Consider the following 24,736-nt stretch of genomic DNA (forward strand, 5'->3'; position numbering starts at 1 on the left):
TCAAGGAGTGGCGGGCTGTCGCGACCCGATATGAGAAAACCGCCGCATCCTTCCTCTCCGTCATCCTCATCGCTGCTACAGCAGACTATATCAAGACCTAACAGGCCCTAGCGTCTTTCATGCGAATGTCAGCTTTCCGATTATTCTTTCCGACAGCCAACATTCCGTTCTTCCTCCAAAAAGCACCCTCCCCCTCAATACCGATACTGCCACAACACGCCCACGCTGCTTCCCGGATCGTTTTCCGGCGTGGTGAAGCCCGTCACGTTTCCGCCGGTGCCGACCGTTGTGTTGAGTTTCAGGTGCTTGGTCAGATCGACCTGCACCTGCGCCTGAGTGCCGCTACCGGAGGTCGCCTGCTTCGCGCCGACATAGACGCCTTTCATCACATACTTGCCTGCTTCGACACTGGCCCCGCCGTTGCCGACACCTGAACCGCCGCCGATGGCCAGACGATCCAGACCGAGGGTTTTGCGGACGGTCCCAAGCGGATCAAAACCAGCGCCGCCCGCAATGGTCGCCAGAGCCGCGCCAAGTTCCGCCATCTGCGTGGTGGACAGTGAATGCGAGTCCGTTCCGAACAGAAGCATTGCCAGAACCTGATCCTGTGGCAGGGACGGAATGGATTCAAACGTGATCTTCGGGTCGCTGGCGTAACCACCCACTTTCAGCATGGCCGTCTGGCCGCTGACACTGCGTTCCGCGACAAAGTCCAGCGTCGGATCGAGTTTGTGGGTCACGCCCGTGCCGTCAAACCCGACACGGCCTTTTGTAAAGTTCAGCGTGATACCGCCAAGACTGAACAGACCGCGCTTCATGTTGAAGCCGCCTTCCACAACAGGCTGGGCCGCCGTGCCCTTCACGCTCAGAAGTCCGGCCATTTCGGCGTCCAGACCATGACCACGCACGAAGAACTCACCCGGCGAGGTGAGTTTCAGATCCAGCCCGATGACCCGTTCAGCAACCTTGTTTTCAGCCTCCGGCGGTTTGTCGCCGGGTCGGATAACATTCAGCGTCGCGACAGAACTCGGCATGGAATTGGGAATATTGACTTCCACATGAGGCAGCCTGATGCCGCCCACCACATCAATGCGGGTATCAGCCTGTCCTTTAACAGTGATATCCGCATCCATGATCGCGGTCAGCAGATCGCTGGCGACGGGCTGCGCCTTGCTTGCGGTCAGATGCAGATCGACCGGCATGCCGGGTGAGAACACGCCGACCGTTCCGGTGAGAGCCAGAGAGCCTTTTCCGGCCTGAGCGGTGAAGGACTGGATGACCAGCCGGTCATTCTCAGCCAGAACGGACGCCTCGATATCCGAAAGATGCAGACCCTGCGAGAAATCCTGGATATCGCCCTTGTGCAACGTCAGTGAACCGCGCGCCGCTGGACGTGCTGCGGTCCCACCTACGGTCATGTCGAAATTGACCATCCCCAGCGCCTGTCGTCCGCTTGCGCCCAGCATGGCGTTGGCGAGGGACAGATCCAGATTGCCGCGTGTATGCAGATTGATCAGTCCGGTTCTGGATGTCGGAACGGTTCCGTCCGCCGAAAGATTGACCTTCGGACCGGCGCTGGCATGTGCGTTCAGGCGGGCCGTCGCTCCTGCCAGATCGGCTGTGGCGGCAATCTCGGCAGGTGGCAGTGAGGCCGCGTCACCGGACATCATCCTCAGGCCGTGACCATCGAGACGCACATTGCCACGGGGGGCAGCGAGCGTGCCCGTCACCTTGGCGTCAGCGGACAGGGAGCCGGTTGCGTGCAATGTCGGCGCAAAGGGTTTGGCCAGTGCAGGCGTCACATTCCTGATCGTGGCCGTCAGATTCAGCGCGGGCTTGGCTGTGCCGGCAATGTCGATGCTGGCCGGAGCCACGCCGGGTGGCGCGACCGTGGCGCGAAGCCGGTCAACACCCAGCGTCTTGCCGTAGGAAACCCTGACGGGCGCTTCAAGTTTCAGGGATTCGCCCTTGGCGTTGGCTGTCAGACGGCTGACCCGCACAGTCTGTTCCGGAATATCGGCTACGGCGGCGAGATCGAGAGCGGCTGGAGCGCCATACAATTCGGAAAACTTACCGTTCGCATCGACGACAATCGCGTTCTGCGGTCCCTTGACCGTCGCCCGCAGACCGCCCGCAATGGAAGGCGCCGCAACCCTGTCGAGTTGCAGGGACAGGTCCGCACTGGGCGCGCCTTCAGGATCGTTGACGAACCCGGTCAGCTTCAGCGCGCCGATACGGTAAGGAGACATCGCCACATCGCCGGTGACGTTGATCGCGGCTTTCAGCGGACTGCTGTCGGTGGCCGCCGTGCTTTTCAGCGAGGCGGCAAGCGTGCCGCTGACAGGCTGGCCTATCAGGTTCTTCAGATCCGCCAGTCTGGCGACCTTCAGGTCAAATGTGCCGAGCGGGATCTTGCGTTTGGACGGCAGTTCCAGCGCACCATCCCCATGCACGCTGTTCCAGTCCAGTTTGGCGATCTTCAGGGTCCGGTTGCCGTCCCTGTCCTGCGTTGCGGCCAGATCGACGTTCAGCGGCGCTTTATCGAGCGTGCCCCCCGCCGTCAGGTGCGCTGTCGGCGCGGAGGGCAGATGGTCGGCGTCAAGGTCAAGTGTAATCGGACCACGTGGCATCGTGGCCGTGCCGAAGTCACTGGCGAGATGCGCCTTCGCCGAAAGATCATCCGTTGGACCGGAGGCGTCGAGATCAAGTCTGGCCGTGCCGCGCAGCATCTTCGCCGCTGCGGACAGGTCTGTCAGCGACAGGCTGGCCTGTGCGGCATCCAGCGTGGTCCTGCTATCCTTTGTATTCGCTGTGGCGTTGGCCGTGAGATGCAGCTTACGGCCATCAAGCGTGAATGTGTCGAGATGAATGGTCTGCCCGTCATCCTTCCTGGTGAGGGTCGCGTGCGCCGCCAGCTTGCCGGTCGGACCGATCAGACCGACCGCCTGTTCAAGTCCTTTAAGTGCTGCGATATTGCCGGTCAGAGCCACCGTCGTCGTGTCCCCGGAGGCTTCCGGCAACGCGAAGTTGGCTGCAAGATCGGCGTGACCTTCCAGCTTCTGCCCGCCAGCCGCCGCGAGAGGAGCCAGATCAGGCAGGTTGAGGGTCGCATTCCCTCTGATGGCGGGCTTCGTATCGGACTGTGCGTTGAGCTGAAGCAGCGGATGCGTCAGCGCCAGCACAACCGGAGCTGTCGGACTGTTGGGGGCGTATGTGGCGTCCAGCTGCAAGGGCGCACTGGCCAGCAGGGTGGGAGAACTGCCCGGAATGCGCAGTCCGGACGCCGCCGCATGCAGATGCAGCTGATCGAGAGTTTCACCCTGCCCCATCCCGTCGAAGTTCACATCAAGGGCTCCGACCTGCGCGCCGCCAGCCGCAAGCTGCTTCACCGTCAGCGTTCCGGTTCCGGCGGGGGCGGTATAGGGACCACTCAGTTTCGCAGCCAGAGCAATGGACTGCCAACCGATGCTGTCGCTGAGCGACATGGCGGGCGCGTTGAGAGCAGCGGCGACATCAGCCGTATTGGCGACGAGGTTGAGTTTGCCTTTCACCGTGCTGGTGATGCTCCCCGCCTGCGCGCCGAAATCGAGAGCGGCTGCGTCCGTGGGACCAGCCAGATGCAGGGTCAGAGAGACCGGCGTGACCTCCGGCATCTTGCTCAGTCCCGCAACGATGCCGTCCTTGCCGTCCTGAGCGGTCAGATCGAGCGTCAACGCGCGCGCCTGTGTCTTTGCCGCGACCTTCAAGGCTCCGTCTGCATCAAGACGTTTCAGATCGACCAGAATATCGGCCCTCGGAAGATCCTTGAGGGACAGTCCATTGATCAGCGCATCGAGTTCCGGAGCCGCTGCATGACCTTGCAGGGAGAAGGCCGCCGCCAGTCCTGCGACAGGCGCGCCCACCTCGATCCGTCTGGCGTCCACCGCCTTGATGTCGATCCCGAGGCCGGTTTTGGTCGGACCGCTGGAGGGCGTCGCGGGTTTGGAGCTGTCACTGACTGGCAGACGCGGCAGGGCCAGCCGGTCGCAGCTGAGCAGATCGACATGCACCGTGCGGCCGACCATACGGAGCGGCGACCAGTCGAGACGCAGATTTTCGATGGTGAGCCAGACGCCTTTTGTATCACGCAGCTCGATATGCGCGATTTTCAGCGCGTCTGGAAAGCGTCCGCTCAAACCCGTCACGACAACCGTATTACCGGTCAGTGACGCTGCTTCCCGTTCGATGAAGTGACGCCCCGGATCAATATTCGCACCGACAAGAACAACGCCGACAACCAGCGCGGCGAGACCTGCGACGGAGGCGGCGGCGATCCCGCTTCCTCTGGCGATGCGGCGACCAAGGGAACGACGCGGCTTAGGTGGGTTTTTCGGGGGAGTATCAGGTGTCGTTTCGGACATCAGAAGGTTTCTCCCAGACCGATATAGAGTTCCCACTTGTCGCCGCGTGGCTGACGGTTAAGCGGCACGGCGATGTCGAGACGCACGGGTCCGATGGGCGTGAAATACCGTGCCCCCGCACCCGCTCCAACGCGCACGGTGCCGGTAAAGGGCGCGCTTCCCGATCCCACCTGCCCGGCGTCCATAAAGGCCGCAGCCCCCCAGCTTTTGAAAAAACGCTGCCGGAACTCGACTGTTCCGGCATCCAGCGACGTGCCGCCGATTGCATATTTGGAGTTGGGGAACTGCGGTCCTACGCCCTGATACCGGAAACCACGAATGGTCGCCGTGCCACCGCCATACAGCCGCTGATCGGGGGGAATATCGTAGGTGGAAGCCCCCTGCACGCTGCCGACAATTCCTCTAAACGCAAAGACGCTTCGACCCGGTTGTGTGAGGCCCAGTCGCGCAAGATCGAAATAGGTCGAGGCGTTGGCCTGAAGCAGGGCGAAGAAGCTGGTGCCGTGATCGAAGGAAGCGGATGGTGTTGCGCTCAGGGAGATGCGCACGCCATGCGTTGCCGGATCAAGAGGAGAAGGCAGGTCGGTACTGTCATAGTTGGCGCTGATGGGCGCAAAGATAAGCGAATAGTCACGGGTATCACCGAACTGCTCGATCTTTTCCTGTTCCGCCGCCAGTCCGTAGGAAAGATTCCAGCGCTTGCTGAGCTCCCGGACGATACCGCCTCGTAAAATGATGGCTGTCTGGCGATAGGAATAGAAAAGCTGCCGGATTCCTTCGACCCTGAAACTGGCGTTCTGACGACGGCCGGGAAAATCCGGTTTGAAGAGATCGGCATACACATCATAGCCGAACCCCTGCTGGGCCGTGCCGCCGACACCCGTGACCAGAGCCGTCAGTTTCAGACGTTCAGCATTGCCGAAGAGGTTGTGATGCGTCCATGACGCACCAACGCGGCCACCAAGGTCCGTCGAATAGCCGGCCTCGGCTCCGACCGTGTGACGTTTGGCTTCCTTGAAACTGAAGGCCAGCGGCATGCTGCCATCAGGGGCCAGCTTGGGCGCATCCTTCACGCCCACCGTGGAGAAGATTCCAAGAGAAGCCAGATCCTGCCTTGAATCTTCAATTCTGGAAGGCTGGTAGAGCTGTCCCGGCGCAATCGTCAGACGTCTGCGGACAAATCTGGGATTGGTGTAGTCGAGCCCGTTCAGGGTGATCTTTCCGATATCGGCTTTTGGTCCGATGGTGACGGGATACATCAGATCGAGCGTTCTGGAGGTCGGCTGCAGCCATGCGGTCGGCACGTCGACCCTGGCCAGCGGATGCCCTTCCTCCCTGAGCGTATCATTCAGCTGGTTCGCGGCCTGCAACACATCGGTGGCGACCGCAGGCGCGCCAGTCTTCATCCCGAACGCCTTCTGCTCGCTTTCAGAGAGAGACACCGGCTTCTTGGTTTCCGGTTCGACGAGCTTCACGGAACCGACATGATAGAGCGGCCCGGCCTTTGCGGTGATCCTGATGGAAAGGGCCTGTCCTGACGGCATGGAGGCCAGCCAGAGCGGCAGACCGATATCCTGCCCGTCCATGGACATCTGCGGCGGCACCTGAGCGCCCTTCGGGCGGTCCACCGTGATGGTGATCTTGCCGTCATAAAAGCCGAAGCTCTCGAGCGCCGTATTTAGGCGACTGTATTCATTCCTGATTCGCCCCGCGAGGGCGAACGGTCCGACAGCATGCGTTTTCTGGAGACTCAGCAGATCGGACGAAGACGTCAGAGCGGCGTCGATATCACTATTGCCCGTCGGTTCGATCTTCGTCGTATAGGAAACCGTCGGGCCGATCGGCTCCGGCGTCTTTTCCTTCTGCTTCTTGCTGTCCCCGCTGGCTGCAAGGGTGGGTTGCGCCACGTTCAGAAGGACCACGAAAGCAGACGCCACCGTCCACCATGACCTGTCATCACGCAACCAGCGGCGGCGTGCAACTCTGGGCTCTCCGTGTCCGCACTTCTTCTTGTGCGCATGGGAGACTGGCGGAGAGGCTGCGAAGGCGGACATCAAACCCTTAATGACAAGATTTTCCCCAATCGACGAGGTGCATCCAGCCCTTTTTATAATGATCTATGTCGTTTTTTTGGTCCGATTGTCATCCGTTGTCGAAATTCGTGATTTGAGGGTATGGAAAGGGATGCACCCATCACTCCTTCTTTCCCTCCCGGACGGAGAGGTATATGCGCGCCTCCGCTAACCCCTCCTCTTCCCTGTCCCACATGAAAAGACGCGGCGCCCCGTTCCGGATCGACGCCGACGAGCTCGACCGGATCGATGCGAAAGAGCGGGAGCAGGCGCAACGCAGCCTTTTCCGGCGTATCCGCGGCGTGAGCAGACTCCTCGCCATCACGGTATGGGTTCCTCTCTCCGTCGGGTTCGAGGCTGTGCTTCTGCTTGTCCCCGGCAACGCCAAGATCCGCTGGACACGGGTGATCTGGGGCGTCCTGTGCCGACTGCTGTCCCTGAAGATCAACGTCATCGGACGTCGGGCGGGCGGAGTCACGGGACCGAAGTCGCGGGTCCGCGGAGAGCGGCCGATCATCTACATCTCCAACCATTCAAGCTGGATCGACGTGCCGGTTCTCGGCACCGTCCTGCCCTCCGTTTTTGTGGCCAAGGGCGACATCGAGCACTGGCCCATCATGGGGCTGATTTCAAAGATCGGCCGCACCATTTTCGTCAGTCGCCAGCGCAACACGACAGGCCGCGAGCGTGATGAAATGACCTCCCGTCTGGCGAATGGCGACAATCTCGTGCTGTTTCCGGAAGGCACGTCCTCCGACGGATCACGCGTTCTTCCATTCATGTCGGCCTTTTTCGCCATTGCGAAGCCGCCCCGCCTGCGGGAGCCGGAAGCGTCCCAGATGCTCCCGGACTTTCCGCCCGGCATGACGCCTCTGATCCAGCCTGTGTCACTCGTCTATGACAGACTCGATGGATTTCGCATCGGCAAGGCCCGTCGCACCGTGTTTTCCTGGTATGGCGACATGGATCTCGGCCCTCACGTCTGGCAACTGGTGAAGCGGAAATCCATGCGCGCCACCGTGCTGCTGCACCCCCCTCTCGACCCCGATGATTTCCCGAGTCGGAAGGCGCTGGCGCAGGCGACATGGCGCGCCGTAACAAACGGCGCCGCCCGTCTCCGCCAGAATGACGAGCCCGATCCGCCGGAATGGCAGGTGCGGCTCAGGGGACCGGCCAATTCATCACGGAACCGTGAAAACAAAAGGTTTTCTTGACAAACCCTTTGTATCTTTCGCCTGATGGGAACTGAAGGTCTGGCCAAGTCACATTGGTCGCAACCCCAGCGTGAAGAGAGGTCCATGGCTTGATTGCCTTTCGCACTTCTTCTGCTTCTTCGTCCTTTGCCTCCGGCGTCATGAGCTTCTGCCCTTGACCCGGACGCCCGCAATCAGGATTCCTCCCCTCCGTCGCACGGAATGGTCCGGCGGCGTGCCGGAACGAGCCTGAACTGTGACGACTGATCTCCCCACCCGCTCCAACACCCGTGGCCTGCATATGATCACGTGGGGTTGCCAGATGAACGTGTACGATAGCGCCCGCATGACGGATGTCCTGCGCCCGCTTGGCTATGCGCCGGTGGATGACCCCGCGCAGGCGGACATGATCATTCTCAACACCTGTCATATCCGTGACCGCGCCGCCGAGAAGGTATTTTCCGAACTCGGGCGGCTGCGTCACATCAAGGAAGAGCGCAGCACGGAAGGCCGGCAGACCGTTCTGGCCGTGGCGGGCTGTGTCGCGCAGGCGGAAGGTGAGCAGATCCTCAAGCGCGCGCCCTATGTGGACATCGTGCTCGGACCGCAGACCTATCACCGCCTGCCGGAGATGGTGGCCCGCGCCGCTCGCGCCGGTGGGTCCGTGATCGACACGGACTTCCCTGCCGAGCAGAAGTTCGACTTTCTTCCTGATAGCGAAGCGCCCCAGACGGCAGGCAATGTCACAGCCTTCCTCACGGTGCAGGAGGGCTGTGACAAGTTCTGCTCGTTCTGCGTGGTGCCTTACACACGCGGTGCGGAAGCCAGCCGTCCCGTCGCCTCCGTTCTGGCGGAAGCGCGACGCATGGTCGCCAGCGGCGTGCGCGAGCTGACCCTGCTCGGGCAGAACGTCAACGCCTATCATGGCGAAGGTCCGGACGGCGGCACATGGAGCCTCGCCCGACTGGCTTATGCGCTGGCGGAGATTCCGGGACTGGAGCGTATCCGCTACATGACCTCCCACCCACGCGACATGGGCGATGACCTGATCATGGCCCATCGTGATCTGCCCGCGCTGATGCCGTTCCTGCATCTGCCCGTGCAGGCGGGGTCGGATAAAATCCTCAAGGCGATGAACCGGGGACATACGGCGGACGAATATCGCCACCTTGTGGATCGTCTGCGGGCCGTGCGTCCGGATCTGGCCCTGTCCTCCGATTTCATCGTCGGGCATCCGGGTGAGACCGACGAGGACTTCGAGGCGACCATGCAGCTGATCCGCGATGTCGGGTTCGCGCTGGCCTACTCGTTCAAATACTCGATCCGGCCGGGAACGCCTGCGGCAGGTGCGCCGTTGCAGGTAGCGGAAGCCGTCAAGGACGAGCGTCTTCAGGCATTGCAGGCGCTGCTGCGCGAACAACAGGATTCCTTCAACGAGGCTGTTGTCGATGTCGTAGCCCCAGTGCTGTTTACAGGTCGGGGCCGCAAGCCGGGCCAGATGGTCGGCCGGTCCCCATGGCTTCAGCCGGTTCATGTCGATGGACCGGATGATCTGGTCGGCAGGACTCTTCCTGTCCTGATCACAGAACGACGCAGCAATTCGCTGGTCGGAACGCTTGTCGAGGAGTGTATGCCCGCTTGACCCAGCCCATCGCACCCGGAACCTCCCAGCCCCGTCACAAGGGCTCCTCCCCTTCTCCAGCGAGGGACATGTCGCGCACGACAACCCTTCAGTTCGGAGATAACGCCCTTCTGGCGCAGCTGGTCGGTGATCACGACCGGCATCTGCGTCACATGGCGGAAGCTCTGGGAGTGCGCATTGCCTGCAAGGGCAACCGGATTGCGATTGTAGGTGAACCGGGTCGCACGGCGCTCGCCCACTCCGCGCTGACGACCCTCTACCGCAAGCTGGAACGCGGCACGCCGATCAACACGGATGAGATCGACGCCGCCATCCGTCTCTCCGACATTCACGCCGCCCTGCGCGATCAGGTTCCCGGACAAGCACCGGAGGCTGCCACCGAAGTCGAGACGAAGCCGAGCAACGGTCCTCGGCTGATGATCAATGATCTCCCGGCCATCCGGACCCGCCGGGGCGCCATCGAGCCGCGCTCACCGGGTCAGGCCGCCTATATGGAGATGCTGGCCCGCAACGAGATGGTGTTCGGTGTCGGCCCTGCCGGAACCGGCAAGACATATCTTGCGGTCGCGCAGGCAGTCGCCATGTTGCAGTCCGGTCAGGTGGACCGGATCATCCTGTCACGGCCCGCTGTCGAAGCGGGTGAGCGGCTGGGCTTCCTGCCCGGCGACCTGAAAGAAAAGATCGACCCCTATCTGCGCCCGCTCTACGACGCGCTGCATGACATGATGCCCGGCGATCAGGTGACCCGGCGCATGGCGACCGGCGATATCGAGGTCGCGCCCCTCGCCTTCATGCGTGGCCGCACGCTGGCCCATGCCTATGTGATTCTCGATGAGGCGCAGAACACGACGCCCGCGCAGATGAAGATGTTCCTGACCCGTATGGGTAATGGCACACGCATGGTCGTGACTGGTGATCTCAGTCAGGTTGATCTGCCGTCCGGCACGACTTCCGGCCTGCAGGACGCGCTCGATACGCTGGAAGGCGTGCAGGGTATCGCCATCAATCGCTTTGACGCGAGAGACGTTGTGCGGCACAGACTGGTCGCGCGCATTGTTGATGCGTATGATGACAAGAAGACGGTGGAACGGGAGACCTCCCGCAACCAGAGATTCCGCCGGGAGCACAATGGAACCGCCAAGTACTGACAGCTGCGCTCTCCAGAGCGCGGCAGACGGCGAGCCCTCCCCTTTCGGGGCCGGGCTCTTCCCCTTCCCTCCCACCCAGTGGGAGGAGGACACCGGAACAGATGACAATGGTCCCGAGATCATTGTCGAGGACACGGGGTGGCGGGCTGCCGTCCCCCATGTAGAGCGTCTGGTGCGACGCGCCAGCGACGCCAGTCTCGTCTGGATGGAGCGCCGTTTTTCCGGAGTAGCCCTTGTGCTTCCGGAAACGATCGTCCTGTCCTCGGACAGGGTCGTGAAGAAGCTCAATGCGCGTCATCGCGGCCGCAACAAGCCGACCAATGTCCTGACATTCGAGCCGCCGCCCGGTTATCCCGGTGGTGAAATCATCCTTGCTCTGGGTGTTGTGTGCAGGGAAGCCAAGGCTGCCAGAAAACCTGTTGCGCATCATCTGGCGCATCTGATCGCGCACGGTGTCCTTCATCTCAGCGGGCATGATCACCATGAAGCCGGAGATGCGCGACGCATGGAGATGGAGGAAGCCCGCGTTCTGGCAATGATGGGCCTTCCCAACCCGTGGAAATCCCGGACATGAGCGACACAGACCATTCCAACGGCGTGAACGGGTCGCAGAAGACCCGAAAAGGGCTGTTTTCCCTTTTCGGCCGAAAGAAAGAACAGGGCGTCCGGCACTCCATTGCCGCACTGGTGCAGGAAGCGGCTGATGCTGGCGAAGGCGGTGATGAAGCGCCTGAACTGGACCGTCAGGAACGGGCGCTGATCGCCAATGTGCTGCGCCTGCGCGAAACCAGCGCTGATGACGTGATGGTGCCGCGCGCGGACATTGTGGCGATGCCCGTCGATATCAGTCTCGACGACGCACTGGCGATGATGCGGCGTGAGAACCACTCGCGTATGCCGGTCTATCGCGGGCAGCTCGACGATATTGTCGGCATGATCCACGTGAAGGATCTGATCGCCTATGTCGGCACGAGTGAGGCGTTCAATCTTGAAACGCTGCTACGTCAGCCGCTGATGATCGCGCCGCAGATGCCGGTGCTTGATCTGTTGCTGATGATGCGGCAACGACAGGTCCATCTGGCGCTTGTGATCGACGAGTATGGCGGGATCGATGGCGTTGTCACTATTGAAGATCTGGTCGAAACGATTGTCGGAGACATTTCCGACGAACATGACGAACCCACGGTCGCGTTGATTGTCGAACGGCCTGACGGCTCTTTTGACGTGGACGCCCGTTGCCCGGTGGAGACGTTCGAGGAACAGATCGGCCCGATCCTGACGGAAACCGAGCGGGAAGCGGAGATCGAAACCATTGGTGGTCTGGTCTTCCGGCTTGCAGGTCATGTTCCGACACGCGGTGAAGTTTTCAACCATGAAAGCGGTTTCGTTTTCCGCGTTCTGGATGCTGACGCCCGTCATATCCGCAAGGTTCGCGTCAGAAAACCGGCTGAAATTCAGACGCCTTCCGCCAGCACGGGAGCAGGCAGCAGCGAAAGCTGACACAGGAAACGCAGGGACGGACGAGAACCTCATCAAGAGGCTTTCATCCGTCCCCGCAGGATTTCTTTTTCCGAAAGCTGATGCCTTCAGGCTTCCTCAATACAGGAGGTAGCCGCTGATTTCCGCTTCGGGCTCAAGGTAATACGGCACGAAAAATTCCGGATACCCCTCGGAATAGACATGATCAATGCCGCTGGGGGGCACCGCTGGTTTTACACCATGACTGGCGAGGCAACTGTAGAGCGTGCTGCGAAGCTGGTCGGAAGACAGTCCCGTCTGCTTCGTTCCCTGAAACAGATCTTCCGCATAAGGCATGCAGGGAGCAGGCGTATGGGCCAGCTTGTTTGCAATCTGCTTTTTCTTGTAGGCCGCGATATCGGCGTCAGACGCCCAGATTTTCAGCGTATTTGGTGAGGAAGGCTGGAACCACAGATCTCGCCAGCCGATAGGCCCACCGTGGAAACGCGTTACGGCGATACCCGGCTCTTTCGTGCCATCTGCCCGCACGAGAGTGCCGTGGCACGCCAGAACCTGATAATGAGAGCCGAAGAGATGCCCTTTGATGGCGCCATCGGTAAAGGCCGTTGCCGGACTTGCCGGTTTGTTGGTCACTACATCAGGCATTGCTGTTGGCGCATTGGCAATCGCGACGATTGACTGGTCCACTGCCGGTTCAGCGCAATAATTCTTCAGCGGGTCAACGGTATAGGAACATCCGGCCAGAAAGACGGTCAGAACAACGGGAATATAAGATTTCATCGGTTTGACTCGCGGAAATATCCCTGTCAGGCCACAGGAGAAACCCCGCCGCCTTTTGACTGCGAGGCGATAAAAACCTGTTTCTGCCTAACCTTCGGTTTCCCACTGGTCAATCACTCACAGTGTGAAGGGAGCCATTCATTCTCCGGCAAGCTCCCGGAACCGCGCGAAATCCGGCTGCCCGTCAAACAGGAACAGCATGTAATAATCAAGGTAATGCCGCCGGTTGCGCGCCACCTTCGTATAAAAGGGATAGACATCAAACGGACCCAGCATGTCTTCCGGATGAGGTTCACTCTCCAGAATACATCTTGCCCTGAACAACGGGGCGTAGGTGGCGGAATTCTCCGCGTCACGTCTGCGCACGTGATAAAGATTCTTTCGAAAATGCCTCAACCTGTCAGGAAGGATGAACACAATGCCTTTTTCGATGAAGGGGCGAGGCAGATCCTCGGCCCTCATATAACGCAGGCTTTCCGGCATATCGCAGAACCAGGGATGATCCTGAACGATCACGTTTCATCCCCGGTCATTAGAACACAAGTCATATGTTAGGTAACGCATGCGGCGTAATCCAATATCCATAAAATCTGACAAAGCATAGGGTGTCGTGACAGATAAGCCGAACCTGCCCTGAAACATAATACGAGTTCACTTCGCTTACAGAAGACGGGGCAGCCATCGTCTATTTTACGGACAGTTGCATCCCCTAAAAGCGGCTTGATCTCAACCTTTATGAGACGGCCCCATAACTGCACGGTAGATGATTATACCCGGTAGGACTCTCCGTGCATTACGATGCCGAGGTTCGTGATCCGGCGATGAGAATGTCCACAAGGCGCTTCGCACTGTTCTCCCAGCCCGGACCGGCCGAATAGTTCGAAACACCCGCCAGAGCCCTGAGCAGATCGATTGGCTCGACGTCATTACGCATGTCGCCGCTCGCGACTGCGGTCGTCATAAGCTGGTCGATTGCGTTCTGGAGAACCGTGCTGGAGTGGGCATAAAGTGCGCTCGTTCCTCCAACCAGCCCATTGAGGGCAGGAGCGATCATCTGCTTGGCGGCTATATAATCCACAAACAACCGCATCCATGCCCGCAGGGCTTCCACCGGCGGATGCTGCGCGGCAAGGGCCGGCACAGCCTCGGCAAGACGGTCCAGTTCAATCCGATAAACCGCCTCGATCAGCGCATCGCGATTGGGAAAGTGACGGTAAAGCGTTCCGATCCCCACCCCTGCACGACGGGCAATTTCATCCAGCGCGATATCGACTTCCCCCGCAGTGAACGCTGTCCTGGCCACTGTCAGCAGGTTTTCCCTGTTGCGTTGCCCATCGCTGCGCGGCCGGCGGGGCGGCTTTTTTTCGTCGGTCACCAGTTTCCCTCTTGTTAAGCGGAGGATTCCTCCGCATATACAAAGCGGAGCCATGCTCCATATAACATCCTGACTGCCGCCTCGGCAAAAACGGATGTATCCTTTCAAGGAGTCCTTCCATGACACAGATTTTTGGCGCGAGTTCGACAACGGAAGATGTGCTCTCCGGCGTATCCCTGAAGGGCAAACGTGTCCTCGTGACGGGTGTTTCTGCCGGTCTGGGCGTTGAAACCGCGCGCGCTCTTGCTGCGCACGGCGCGCAGGTGGTGGGGGCCGCTCGTAACCTGACAAAGGCAGAACACGCTACCACACAGGTTCGTGCAGACGCGGAGCGTGGAGAAGGGAGTTTTGAACTGGTCGCTCTGGATCTTGCAGACCTGACCAGTGTTCGCGCCTGCGCCGACCAATTGAACGCCACCGGTCTCCCTTTCGATCTGGTGATCGCCAATGCGGGCGTGATGGCCACGCCGTTCGGCCATACCAGGGACGGGTTCGAGACGCAGTTCGGGACCAATCATCTGGGACACTTCGTTCTCATCAACCGGATCGCGGGACTGATACGTACGGGCGCCCGACTGGTCAATGTCTCTTCGGCCGGACATCGCTTCGCGGATGTTGACCTGAACGATCCGAATTTTGAGCATACTCCGTACGATCCATTCATCGCCTACGGGCGCTCGAAGACAGCCAATATCCTGTCTGCCGTTGCTTTCGATGCACGACACCGTGCACGCGGCGTGCGCGCCACAGCGATCCATCCGGGTGGCATCCTGACCGAACTGACGCGCTATATGCCAGCAGGCGGCATTGAGGCGATGGTGGCCAGAATCAACGAACAGGCTGCGGCTGAAGGCAAGCCGCCGTTCCAGTTCAAAACCATTCCACAGGGGGCGGCCACCTCAGTCTGGGCTGGCGTAGTGGCGGAAGCTGACGAGGTTGGCGGTCATTACTGCGAAGACTGCCACGTAAGCCCCATCGTGCCCGATGATCAGTCAAGCAGTCTGGTCAGTGAGGGCGTGCGGGCCTACGCAGTTGATCCCGTGCATGCTGAGGCTTTATGGGCAAAAAGCGAGGAAATGGTTGGGGAAAAATTCTCCTGAGACATGAGCGGCCCCTGTTTCTGGCATTGGCGATACGCCTGATATCCAGACAGATATTTACCGATTTATATGACCGGAGCGCAGGGAGACGGAAAATGTCTTCCTGCGCTTTCCTGCAATGACATGCGTGCAATAGATGACCATGCTCGAAATTTTCGCTTTCCGGGCCAGAGCTACAATTTCAAAACAGCTTACACGTTCCCGGTCTATTCTCTGGCGTCCGCTTTCGCGTTTGCGTCCAACAACATCACGCATACCTGAGTTACAAGCACAACTGAGTCACAGACAACGGTCATGCTTCCTGAAGTCACTTTTCCATTCGTCCAGAGCGAGGTGTGCAATCAGAAAAATCCTGATCATGGCAAGAATTTATCGTGCTGGCGGGGATTAAGCTCAACCATCCTGTATGCAGATACAGGCAAGGAAAACAATAGAACAAAATCCCCTTCGCCGCCTTCCCACAAGCTGGCTAATTTTCCAGATGTCTGAAATCCAGTCGTGACCAGTAATAATCAGCAAGGATATGAAGAATGATCGTCAGGCACCCCACCAGCCGCTCCTAGCGTAATCCAGTCAGAGCAGGCCGCCGCGTCGAGGCAATCTCATCCTCCTGCGTTTCCGGCATCGCAAACAGGAAGAGGAAAAAGACAGCGGTCCCGCTACCTGCCAGCGCCAGAAATGCCGGATTGAACCCATAAGCGGACGTCAACCAGCCTCCGACAAAATTCGAAAGCAAGGCTCCCACGGTGCCAACAGCAAGTCCCACACCAATGAGCAGATTCCGACGTCCCCCCTTCTCCGCCAGATCCGACATGATGGCATAAAAGAGTACCAGAATAATGCCCGAGGAGATGCCATCCAGAATCTGGGCCAGACACATGACGGGCCAGCTGGCGCTCCAGAAAACCATCAGATCACGCAATGGCTGCATCGCCAGAGCAACCAGAAAGAGCGGTTTTCGTCGGCATGATCCGGCAGTCCGTCCAACCAGAAAGGCGACCGGCACCATGGTCGCCTGCGCGACAATAATGCAGACGGCCGTCATGAAAGGCACACTGCCAAAGTGATAGACGGCATGCCGTTCAATCATGAGCGGAACGGTTGCGCCATTCGCCAGATTGAACAGCAGGAGGCAGATCAGAAAGATGAGCAATGGAGCATTGGTCAACACATGGATGACTTTCCGCCCCTTTGCGACACCCGATTCTGGAGCACCCGACGCAGCCTCCTGCGCATCGGCTCGGCCTGTAAGCCGCACCACTAGCAGGAGGCTGATTCCCGCCAGTCCTCCGATGGCCCATAAAGGTGTGAGCGGTCCCGCCATCGTGCCCACGACGCACATGAAGCAGGCGACCAGTGCGTTGCCCATATGGTTGAACGACTCATTGCGCCCCATACGCGCCATATAACCGCCGGGGCCAGCGGTCTCGCGACTGATCGCCGCCAGCAATGGCGAGAACAGGGCTCCCGCGCCGCCGGCAAGAAAATGGATGCAGACAATCTGCCAGAAGCCGGGAAACAGAGCGGCGACCGAGACCGAGAAGATTGTCACAAGGCAGCAGCCTGCCAGGATGAGCCTGCGCGAAGACAGCCTGTCGAGCGCCCATCCCCCCAGCAGACGTGCAATCACCGCTCCTGCGCCACCCGACGCAATCGCCATGCCGATATCGGACGACGGCCATCCATAGGCTGCAAGAAGGCCGGTCAGGAACGCGCCGAGATTGTCCTGTACGTCCGCCAGCAGAAAGCTGATACCATCAAGGGCAAGATTATCCCGACGGCGAAGTGTGTCTGTCTCATGGCTGATCATCGGTCCCCATCATCATTGTCTCTGGACCGCATCTGACTGCTCGATCTCAGCTTGGGCATATATCGCCATAGCGGCTGGCGCGTCGCCATGGCGGTCTGTCTCGCATAGCGAAAACAGAACCGGCAGGACTCCAGACGACCAATCAAAGTGTGTTTAGTGAAGCTGGTTGTCCGGGTCTGGAGCAGCGGTGACAACTGGTGCTGATATGGCGAAGAAACCGGTCGTTCCAGCAAGCATGAATGCTATGCCGTCAATGCAACCTCCCCTTCCCCGCTCTGGTCGAACTCATTGGGTCCGAAGGGCATGTCGTCCGACCAGCGGAGCGCACGCTCTTCGCGCTCCGCTGCTGTCCGCTGATACAGAAAGGTTATTGGGCCAGATATCCGCCATCGACCGGCAGCACGGCGCCCGTGATGAAGGAAGCCTCGTCGGAAGCCAGGAACAGGATCGCGTTGGCAATCTCAACCGGCTTGCCCATCCGGCCCAGCGGGTGCATGGCGACCACCTTTTCAATGCCTTCCTTGCCCATTTTGCCTACGGCTGGCGTGTCGATCGTGCCCGGAGCAACGGCGTTAACACGTACCCCCTTGTCAGCCAGATCAATGGCCAGATGCTTGGTCAAGCCCGAGGCGACGAACTTGGCAGGCCCATACACCGCCTGCCCTTGCTGGCCGGCGAAAGCGGAAATTGAAGACAGGCAGACGATCGCCCCCTTCCCGGCTTTCACCATTTCAGCCGCGGCGTATTTGCAACTGAGGAACATGCCGCGTCCATCGACCGCCATCGTATGGTCCCACAGATCGACTGTGGCGGACGCAAGATCGGCCTCAGGAATGATACCGGCATTGGCGACAAGAATATCAATTCTGCCAAAATGGGAGACGGCCTGATCCATCAGAGCCCGGACATCCGCTTCATGACTGACATCGCCTGTGACACCAATAGCCTGCCCTCCACGGCCAGTTATGTCCGCCACGAGTGTATCCAGCTTTTCCCTATCGAGATCGGCCAGCACCAGTCGCGCGCCTTCGCTCGCAAAACGTTCCGTTGTTGCGCGGCCTATGCCACTCGCCGCCCCGGTAATGACGGCGACCTTGTCCTGAATACGTCCAGAGGTCGAATGATCCGGACGTGTTTCATTTACGGACATTTTCATCTCCTGCGATGTGGGATGGGTAATGCCAATTAACGAAAGCAGGTCCCGTTAGGTTTCTTTTTCAGATGGATGTCCAGCGGCAGCCACTCCGGAAAATCGATAAAAGACAACGATCAGCCCATCAGATGCATGGCGGCTTTGCCCTGTCGGACCGGAACGAATGCCGACGCTCTGCGTATGAAAAACAGCAACAATTTTTCGGGGAGCCGCAGGCGATCACTTGCAAGCGGCTCTTTCCCACAGTGTCCCTGATACAAAGTCGGGGACGGATGTCGCTTGTTCGGGCGGTGGAATTACACCGTGAAATGGCGACACCCAACACGAAAGGAATGTCGATGACCGACGATAGCAACAGCCGCAATCATGATTCTTCACGCCGCCAGCTGTTCAAGGCCGCTGGCATTGCGGCTGTGGCAGGAGCATCGACCTTCGGCCAGCGCACAGCAGCAGCGGCGGAACCAACCGCACCCGGCGGAACCGCCATTCCGCTTGCCGATCCCAGAAACCTTTTCCCGCACCCGCCTTTCAACGCACAGTCCCAACCCTGGCCCGGACTGGCCTCGAAAATGACACCCCGTCCCGACCATGGAGAGCAGAGCTATCGCGGTAACGGACGTCTCGCCGGACGAAAAGCCCTGATTACCGGAGGAGATTCCGGTCTTGGGCGCGCCGCCGCGATCGCATACGCACGGGAAGGAGCGGACGTCGCCATCAACTATCTGCCTGAGGAAGAAAGTGACGCGAAGGAAGTTCAGGCGCTGGTGCAACAGGCCGGTCGTAAATTTGTTGGCCTGCCCGGCGACATTCGTGACGAAGCGTTCTGCAAGGAGCTCATCTCCAGGGCTGTAACGCAGCTTGGTGGTCTCGATATCTTCGTAAACTGCGCTGGCCGACAGCATACGCATGATGACATTCTTGATGTCAGCACGGAGGATTTCGACTGGACGCTCAAGACCAATCTCTATGCGCTTTTCTGGCTGACCAAGGCAGCGATCCCGCATATGCAGCCCGGTTCGTCCATCATCTTCACCTCGTCGACAAACGCCTATAATCCATCGACCAACATTCTCGATTATTCGATAACCAAGGCTGGAATCGCCAATTTTGCGAAAGGACTGGCGAAGCAGCTCATCAAGCGCGGCATCCGGGTCAACGCCATTGCCCCCGGTCCGTTCTGGACAGCCCTACAGGTCAGTGGCGGCCAGACGACCGCAAATGTCGAGAAAATGGGCGGAGATGTGCCAATGGGTCGCCCGGGCCAGCCGGTCGAGATCGCGCCTGTTTACGTTCAGCTGGCTTCCACTGAGTCCAGCTATATGACGGGTCAGGTCATCGGCGTGAATGGCGGCGTCGGGCTTCCATAATCCTGACTTACATTGACACTCTGTTTCTGGAAAATCCTTGATCACACAAGACAATCCCCATAGCACCGGCATGCCGTGACATTGGGATTCCTGTGAAATCGACAAGAGAAAAATATTGCCGTTACCGACAGCAAAGTATTCGGCAGTATTTTCTTCTACCTGAACAGTTTCAATATACACTTGCAGCTTCTGGCAGGATCGCAAAACCTCCGCGCTTGGAGCAGCATGTTCCATCACCGGGGCCCGTCACAGGAGAAACCGCCCATGTCCATCCATGTCGGCGTCGCAGGCTGGTCGATCCCGTCCGCGCTTGCCGACCGGTTTCCCTCGACCGGCACACATCTTGAACGTTATGGCGCACTTTTCTCGGCTGTTGAAATTAACAGCAGTTTTTACCGACCGCATCGACGCACGACTTATGAGCGCTGGGCAGCGAGCGTACCTCCCTCGTTCCGCTTTTCCGTCAAACTGCCCAAAACAATCACGCATGAACGTCGTCTGATCGATTGTGGAGCACTCATCGAACGCTTTGCAGAGGAAACAGGCGGCCTTGGCGAAAAGCGTGGGTCCATTCTGGTTCAGTTGCCTCCAAGTTTCGCCTATCCCGGAAATGTGGCTGAACACTTCATCGACGAATTGAAAGGCATGATTTCCAGCCCTATCGTTTTGGAACCGCGACACGCCAGTTGGTTCCTGCCTGAGGTAGACCATATGCTGGAAACACACCACGTCTCACGGGTCGCGGCGGATCCGGCCAAACCTCTGCTTGCAGCGCAACCGGGCGGCTGGAAGGGCCTTGTCTATTTCCGGCTGCATGGCTCACCTCGTATGTATGAGTCCCCCTATGGAGAAAAGGCCATTGAAGCACAGGCGAAAGTCACTAATTCGCTTTCCTTACTCGGCACCGATGTTTGGACAATCTACGATAATACGACCTATGGCGCTGCCCCACAGAATGCACTTCAACTGATAGAGAGGCTTGCTGGGCACACACACACACACTGACCTCGCTCTCAACGTGCGCCAACGGTGTCTTTCGAACCACGCTGACCAGACTCAGAACTCATAGTCAGAACATAACTTGGGCAGCGAGACGGATAGCCGAGAAGGAGACGACTGAGAATTTGCCATAGCGTATGACAACAAGACGCCAGTTCTTGAAATAGCTCACACCGATCAAGATAGTGATCTGTGGTTCAGCCGCTTTACCCGTCAGACCGCTCAATCATCCGCATAAATGTCTGCATGACATTCAAGCATTTTGTGTGGGCCATACTTTCGTGATGTGTCCCACCAGCGCAAACCATCGCAGTTCACGAAAATGATCGACACCCGGCAAGCAGCGATCATTCACTGGACGGCGACCATGAATGCTTGAAAAAATGACTACAGACGGGCCATCTGCCCATCCTTGAGTCAGTATAGGCCGTTCATCTTCAGGCTCCTCACAGAGCCTGAAGCAAAAAACCTTTTAAAACCAATCAGACTCAGACGTCGAGATTGGCGACCTTGAGGGCGTTACCGACGATGAAATCACGACGCGGCTCAACCACGTCACCCATCAGCGTCGAGAACACTGCACCGGCTTCTTCTGTGTCCTCGACGCGTACCTGAAGAAGGGTCCGGGTCGCAGGGTCGAGCGTGGTGTCCCAAAGCTGTTCGTCGTTCATCTCGCCTAGACCTTTGAAGCGGTTGATCGCCAGCCCCTTGCGCCCCTGCGCCAGCAGACGGGCGAACGCCTCCGCCGGTCCGGCGACGGTGACTTCCGTGCCGGCATCGAGCCTGAGATGAATACCGTTGGAATAATCACGCACAAACCGCTCCAGATTGGCGGCGAGCCAGCGGGCGTCATTCCCGGCCAGCGTGGAGGCTTCCATGCGATAGGTCTCACCAATCCCGCGCACGCTGCGGCCCATTTCCAGACCGGAATCGTTGAGCGAAATCTTCCAGCCGCGCTCGGATTCACGGGAGGCGGCGTCCAGACGCCGCTGCAATTCCGGAACCTGCGCCAGAGCGGCATCGCGGTCGGTGTTGAAGATTCCCGCAATGGCCGCCTGTTCCACAACCCAGAGCGGGATACGGGATGAAAGACGCCCGATCACACGGGAGGCATCCCGCATGAAGTTGATCTCTGCGAGCAGATCAGCGCCTTCCAGAACGCGGCCCGATCCCAGCGTCAGCGAGGCATTTCCCAACGCCTTGTCGAGAAGATACTGCTCCAGCGCTGCATCATCCTTGAGATAGCGCTCTTCATTGCCACGCTTGGCGCGATAAAGCGGCGGCTGCGCGATGTAGAGATAGCCTTTCTCGATCAACTCCGGCATCTGACGGAAGAAGAAGGTCAGGAGCAGCGTGCGGATATGCGAGCCGTCCACGTCAGCGTCAGTCATGATGACGATGCGATGATAGCGGAGCTTGCTGATGTCGAAGCCGCCCTGATCCGCCTCGCCTCGCCCGATGCCCGTTCCGAGCGCCGTGATCAGCGTGCCGATTTCAGCTGAACCGAGCATGCGGTCAAACCGTGCGCGCTCGACATTCAGGATCTTGCCCTTGAGAGGCAGAATGGCCTGAAAACGACGATCACGCCCCTGCTTGGCCGTTCCACCGGCGGAGTCACCCTCAACGATGAAGACTTCGGCCTTGGAAGCGTCGCGCTCCTGACAGTCAGCCAGTTTGCCGGGCAGTGAGGAAATATCCAGCACACCCTTGCGACGGGTCAGTTCGCGGGCACGCCGGGCCGCTTCACGCGCGGAAGCGGCATCGAGCACCTTGGCGACAACGAGCTTCGCCTCTTTCGGGTGCGTCTCGAACCAGTGACCGATCATGTCGGCAGCAGCCGTATGCACGACTGGCTGCACCTCGGACGAAACCAGCTTATCCTTGGTCTGTGAAGAGAATTTCGGATCAGGCACTTTCACCGACAGCACGGCGGTCAGACCTTCGCGCATGTCCTCGCCCACCAGCGAAGCCGAATCTTTCTTCGCTATGCTTTCGGCGTATTTGCCAACGATGCGTGTCAGCGCCTGCCGGAAACCGGCCAGATGCGAACCGCCATCCCGCTGGGGAATGTTGTTCGTGAAGCACAGCATCGTCTCGTGATAGCTGTCGTTCCAGGTCAGGGCGAACTCGACCTTGATGCCATTTTCCGGGTTTTCGAGACTGCCCGAAATGGGCGGAACGATGATCGGCGTGCGGGCGCGGTCGAGCCACTCCACGAATGCGATCAGGCCGCCGTCATAATGAAAGACTTCTTCCTTGAAAGGCTCCGTACGTTCATCGCGCAGAGTGATTTTCAAACCGGAATTCAGGAACGCCAGCTCACGCAGACGGCGCTCCAGCACGGGAAATTCAAAGATTGTCTTGGCAAATGTCGCAGCGCTTGGCTTGAACGTCACCTGAGTGCCGCGCTCTTCATCCGACGGCCCAACGACCGTGAGAGGCTCGACACGCTCGCCGTGGGCGAAGCGGATCACATGCTCCAGTCCCTGTCGCCAGATGCGCACTTCCATCCACTCGGACAGGGCGTTCACCACCGCAGCGCCGACGCCATGCAGACCGCCGGAGACCTTGTAGGAATTCTGGTTGAACTTTCCGCCTGCATGAAGCTTCGTCAGAACGACTTCCGCCGCACTGATCCCTTCTTCCTCATGCATATCAGTCGGGATGCCGCGCCCGTTATCCCTTACGGTCACGCTGCCATCGGCGTTCAGAATCAGTTCGCAGTGCGTGGCGAACCCTGCCTGCGCCTCGTCAACGGCGTTATCAATGATTTCAAAGGCCATGTGGTGAAGGCCGGACCCGTCATCCGTATCACCGATATACATGCCCGGACGTTTGCGTACTGCGTCCAGTCCCTTGAGCACCGAAATGGAGGACGCGCCGTAGTCGTCATTTTCGGCGGAAGAAACAGAACTGGAAGTTTCGGTCATAACGGGATGAGTACTCCGGTCGTTCGCATATGGTGCAGCGGAGACTGTTTATAGCCTCTTATCGCGGTCACGACCAGCATGTGAGGTGGCCATGCACGCCTTCATCTGAGGTTTTTCCGCCTTTTCCCGGCGTATTTTTCAGTCAGTGTGCGCCGTGACAAGCTGGCCGTCCCGGAGCGTGACGAAACTGGCCTGATCTGTCAGTGGCGCGAAGGGAGAGCAGTCCGTTCCCGTCAACAGAACCGGCGTCTGAAAATCGAGCAGCGTCGCCAGCAAGGCCTCCCGCCGCCGCTGGTCAAGATGAACCAGAGGCTCATCAAGCAGAAGCATCGGCGCGGTTCCGCCCCCCTCACCCATCAGGCGGGCGTGCGCCAGAATGATGCCGATCAGAAGAGCCTTCTGCTGTCCCGTACTGGCCTCCGCCGCCTGTCGTCCCGTATCGAGATCCTGGAGTGTGAAATCGCTGCGATGCGCTCCGACAATCGCATGACCACGTTGCCTGTCCGCTGCGCGGCCTTCCCGCAGAACGCTCCGCAACCAGTCTTCCACCGCAAGCGCCGGTTCATTATCGAGCCGGACAGCGATGGGACAGAGCAATGAAAGGTGAGCAGAAGGAAAGGCTCCCTGCGGATCAGCACCCATGAGGTTCAGGCGCGACACCATCTCCCGCCTTGCCGCGACAACGGCCACGCCATGTCGCGCCATGGCGTCCTCGATCCCCGACAGCCAGACATCATCCGTCCGTCCTTCGGACAGAAAACGATTCCGCTGCGCCGTCGCCCGTTCGCAGGCGGCCAGTTCAGGCGCGTGTTGCGGCACCATCGCCACCACAAGACGATCGAGAAAGCGGCGGCGTCCGCTCGCGCTCTCACCAAACAGCCGGTCCATCTGCGGGGTGAGCCAGACAGCGGAAAGGTTGGCCGCTGCAACGTCTCGTGCGCGCATCTGCACGCCGTCGAGCAGAAATTTGCGCGCACCGGACTGCCCGGCCTCCATACCGGTGGAGACCTCGAAATCGCTGGTGTTATCTGAAAAACGGGCGGTGACGCCCCAGCCGGGCAGAACTGGCTCATCGGATGCTTCCCGCAAGGGGAGATCGGCATTTCTGGCCCCGCGCAGGCCACGTCCGGGAACCAGCAGCGACAATGCTTCCAGAAGATTGGTCTTGCCGCTGCCGTTCTCACCGGTGATCACAACCGGTGAGCGCTCAGGTTCCCATACAAACCTTCGATAATTCCGGAAACCGGCCAGAACGAGACGATCAAGAGACGTCATGGCTGCGACCGGT

General features: G+C 59.4%; 17 protein-coding genes and 1 pseudogene. 9 read left to right on the forward strand and 9 right to left on the reverse strand.

The genetic code is table 11. The features are described from left to right. Positions 1–101 (forward strand): annotated as a pseudogene (locus GVI59_RS13430) (IS5-like element ISMex42 family transposase); the annotation flags it as partial. Positions 102–194: 93 nt separating this feature from the next. Here GVI59_RS13430 and GVI59_RS13435 read toward each other — a convergent pair. Continuing rightward, entirely contained in the window at positions 195–4,400 is a 4,206-nt protein-coding gene (locus tag GVI59_RS13435; protein ID WP_173574721.1) for a translocation/assembly module TamB domain-containing protein, read from the reverse strand. Further along, complete coding sequence (locus GVI59_RS13440; protein WP_173574722.1) at positions 4,400–6,454, reverse strand: autotransporter assembly complex protein TamA; 2,055 nt, start codon at positions 6,452–6,454, stop codon at positions 4,400–4,402. The genes GVI59_RS13435 and GVI59_RS13440 overlap by 1 nt, the downstream gene beginning before the upstream one ends. A 173-nt stretch (positions 6,455–6,627) precedes the next feature. Here GVI59_RS13440 and GVI59_RS13445 point away from each other — a divergent pair, with 173 nt between their 5' ends. From GVI59_RS13445 to GVI59_RS13465, 5 genes are all read left to right on the forward strand, one after another. Further along, on the forward strand, positions 6,628–7,686 hold the full coding sequence (locus tag GVI59_RS13445) for a lysophospholipid acyltransferase family protein (RefSeq protein ID WP_173574723.1): 1,059 nt from the start codon (positions 6,628–6,630) through the stop codon (positions 7,684–7,686). A 280-nt stretch (positions 7,687–7,966) separates the two neighbouring features. Next, a complete protein-coding gene (gene miaB, locus GVI59_RS13450) occupies positions 7,967–9,307 on the forward strand; it encodes a tRNA (N6-isopentenyl adenosine(37)-C2)-methylthiotransferase MiaB (RefSeq protein WP_194299145.1) in 1,341 nt (446 codons plus the stop codon). Between the two features lie 68 nt (positions 9,308–9,375). Next, complete coding sequence (locus GVI59_RS13455) at positions 9,376–10,455, forward strand: PhoH family protein (protein WP_173574773.1); 1,080 nt, start codon at positions 9,376–9,378, stop codon at positions 10,453–10,455. Further along, positions 10,436–11,029 (forward strand): rRNA maturation RNase YbeY, encoded by a 594-nt coding sequence (ybeY, locus tag GVI59_RS13460; RefSeq protein ID WP_173574725.1) that lies wholly within the window; start codon positions 10,436–10,438, stop codon positions 11,027–11,029. Before GVI59_RS13455 ends, ybeY begins: the two co-directional genes overlap by 20 nt. Further along, entirely contained in the window at positions 11,026–11,955 is a 930-nt protein-coding gene (locus tag GVI59_RS13465) for a hemolysin family protein (RefSeq protein WP_173574726.1), read from the forward strand. The genes ybeY and GVI59_RS13465 overlap by 4 nt, the downstream gene beginning before the upstream one ends. A 96-nt stretch (positions 11,956–12,051) precedes the next feature. On the opposite strand, the gene GVI59_RS13470 is transcribed toward GVI59_RS13465, so the two are convergent. The 3 genes from GVI59_RS13470 to GVI59_RS13480 form a co-directional block, all read right to left on the reverse strand. Next, complete coding sequence (locus tag GVI59_RS13470) at positions 12,052–12,714, reverse strand: hypothetical protein (RefSeq protein ID WP_173574727.1); 663 nt, start codon at positions 12,712–12,714, stop codon at positions 12,052–12,054. 138 nt (positions 12,715–12,852) lie between these two features. After that, a complete protein-coding gene (locus GVI59_RS13475) occupies positions 12,853–13,197 on the reverse strand; it encodes a hypothetical protein (RefSeq protein ID WP_173574774.1) in 345 nt (114 codons plus the stop codon). A gap of 310 nt (positions 13,198–13,507) precedes the next feature. Beyond that, on the reverse strand, positions 13,508–14,089 hold the full coding sequence (locus tag GVI59_RS13480; RefSeq protein WP_173574728.1) for an SbtR family transcriptional regulator: 582 nt from the start codon (positions 14,087–14,089) through the stop codon (positions 13,508–13,510). Between the two features lie 119 nt (positions 14,090–14,208). Here GVI59_RS13480 and GVI59_RS13485 point away from each other — a divergent pair, with 119 nt between their 5' ends. Next, positions 14,209–15,189, forward strand: coding sequence for an SDR family NAD(P)-dependent oxidoreductase (locus tag GVI59_RS13485; protein ID WP_173574729.1), 981 nt, complete (start codon positions 14,209–14,211; stop codon positions 15,187–15,189). Between the two features lie 559 nt (positions 15,190–15,748). On the opposite strand, the gene GVI59_RS13490 is transcribed toward GVI59_RS13485, so the two are convergent. Together GVI59_RS13490 and GVI59_RS13495 are read right to left on the reverse strand one after the other, a co-directional pair. Further along, complete coding sequence (locus GVI59_RS13490) at positions 15,749–16,999, reverse strand: MFS transporter (RefSeq protein ID WP_173574730.1); 1,251 nt, start codon at positions 16,997–16,999, stop codon at positions 15,749–15,751. Positions 17,000–17,366: 367 nt separating this feature from the next. After that, positions 17,367–18,149: an SDR family NAD(P)-dependent oxidoreductase gene (locus tag GVI59_RS13495; protein ID WP_173574731.1), complete on the reverse strand. Its 783-nt coding sequence runs from the start codon at positions 18,147–18,149 to the stop codon at positions 17,367–17,369. A 341-nt stretch (positions 18,150–18,490) separates the two neighbouring features. Between GVI59_RS13495 and GVI59_RS13500 the strand changes: the two genes are divergently transcribed. Both GVI59_RS13500 and GVI59_RS13505 read left to right on the forward strand, forming a co-directional pair. Then, positions 18,491–19,519 carry an SDR family oxidoreductase gene (locus tag GVI59_RS13500; protein ID WP_173574732.1) on the forward strand — a complete coding sequence of 343 codons (1,029 nt, stop codon included), beginning with the start codon at positions 18,491–18,493 and terminating at the stop codon, positions 19,517–19,519. Positions 19,520–19,783: 264 nt separating this feature from the next. Next, positions 19,784–20,524 carry a DUF72 domain-containing protein gene (locus GVI59_RS13505; protein WP_173574733.1) on the forward strand — a complete coding sequence of 247 codons (741 nt, stop codon included), beginning with the start codon at positions 19,784–19,786 and terminating at the stop codon, positions 20,522–20,524. Positions 20,525–21,006: 482 nt separating this feature from the next. Here GVI59_RS13505 and gyrB read toward each other — a convergent pair whose 3' ends face one another. Next, on the reverse strand, positions 21,007–23,448 hold the full coding sequence (gene gyrB / locus GVI59_RS13510; protein WP_173574734.1) for a DNA topoisomerase (ATP-hydrolyzing) subunit B: 2,442 nt from the start codon (positions 23,446–23,448) through the stop codon (positions 21,007–21,009). Between the two features lie 138 nt (positions 23,449–23,586). Beyond that, positions 23,587–24,723, reverse strand: a complete 1,137-nt coding sequence (gene recF, locus GVI59_RS13515; RefSeq protein WP_173574735.1) for a DNA replication/repair protein RecF — start codon at positions 24,721–24,723, stop codon at positions 23,587–23,589. Positions 24,724–24,736 lie beyond the last annotated feature (13 nt).

Source organism: Acetobacter sicerae, from assembly GCF_011516765.1.
Lineage (GTDB): Bacteria > Pseudomonadota > Alphaproteobacteria > Acetobacterales > Acetobacteraceae > Acetobacter > Acetobacter sicerae.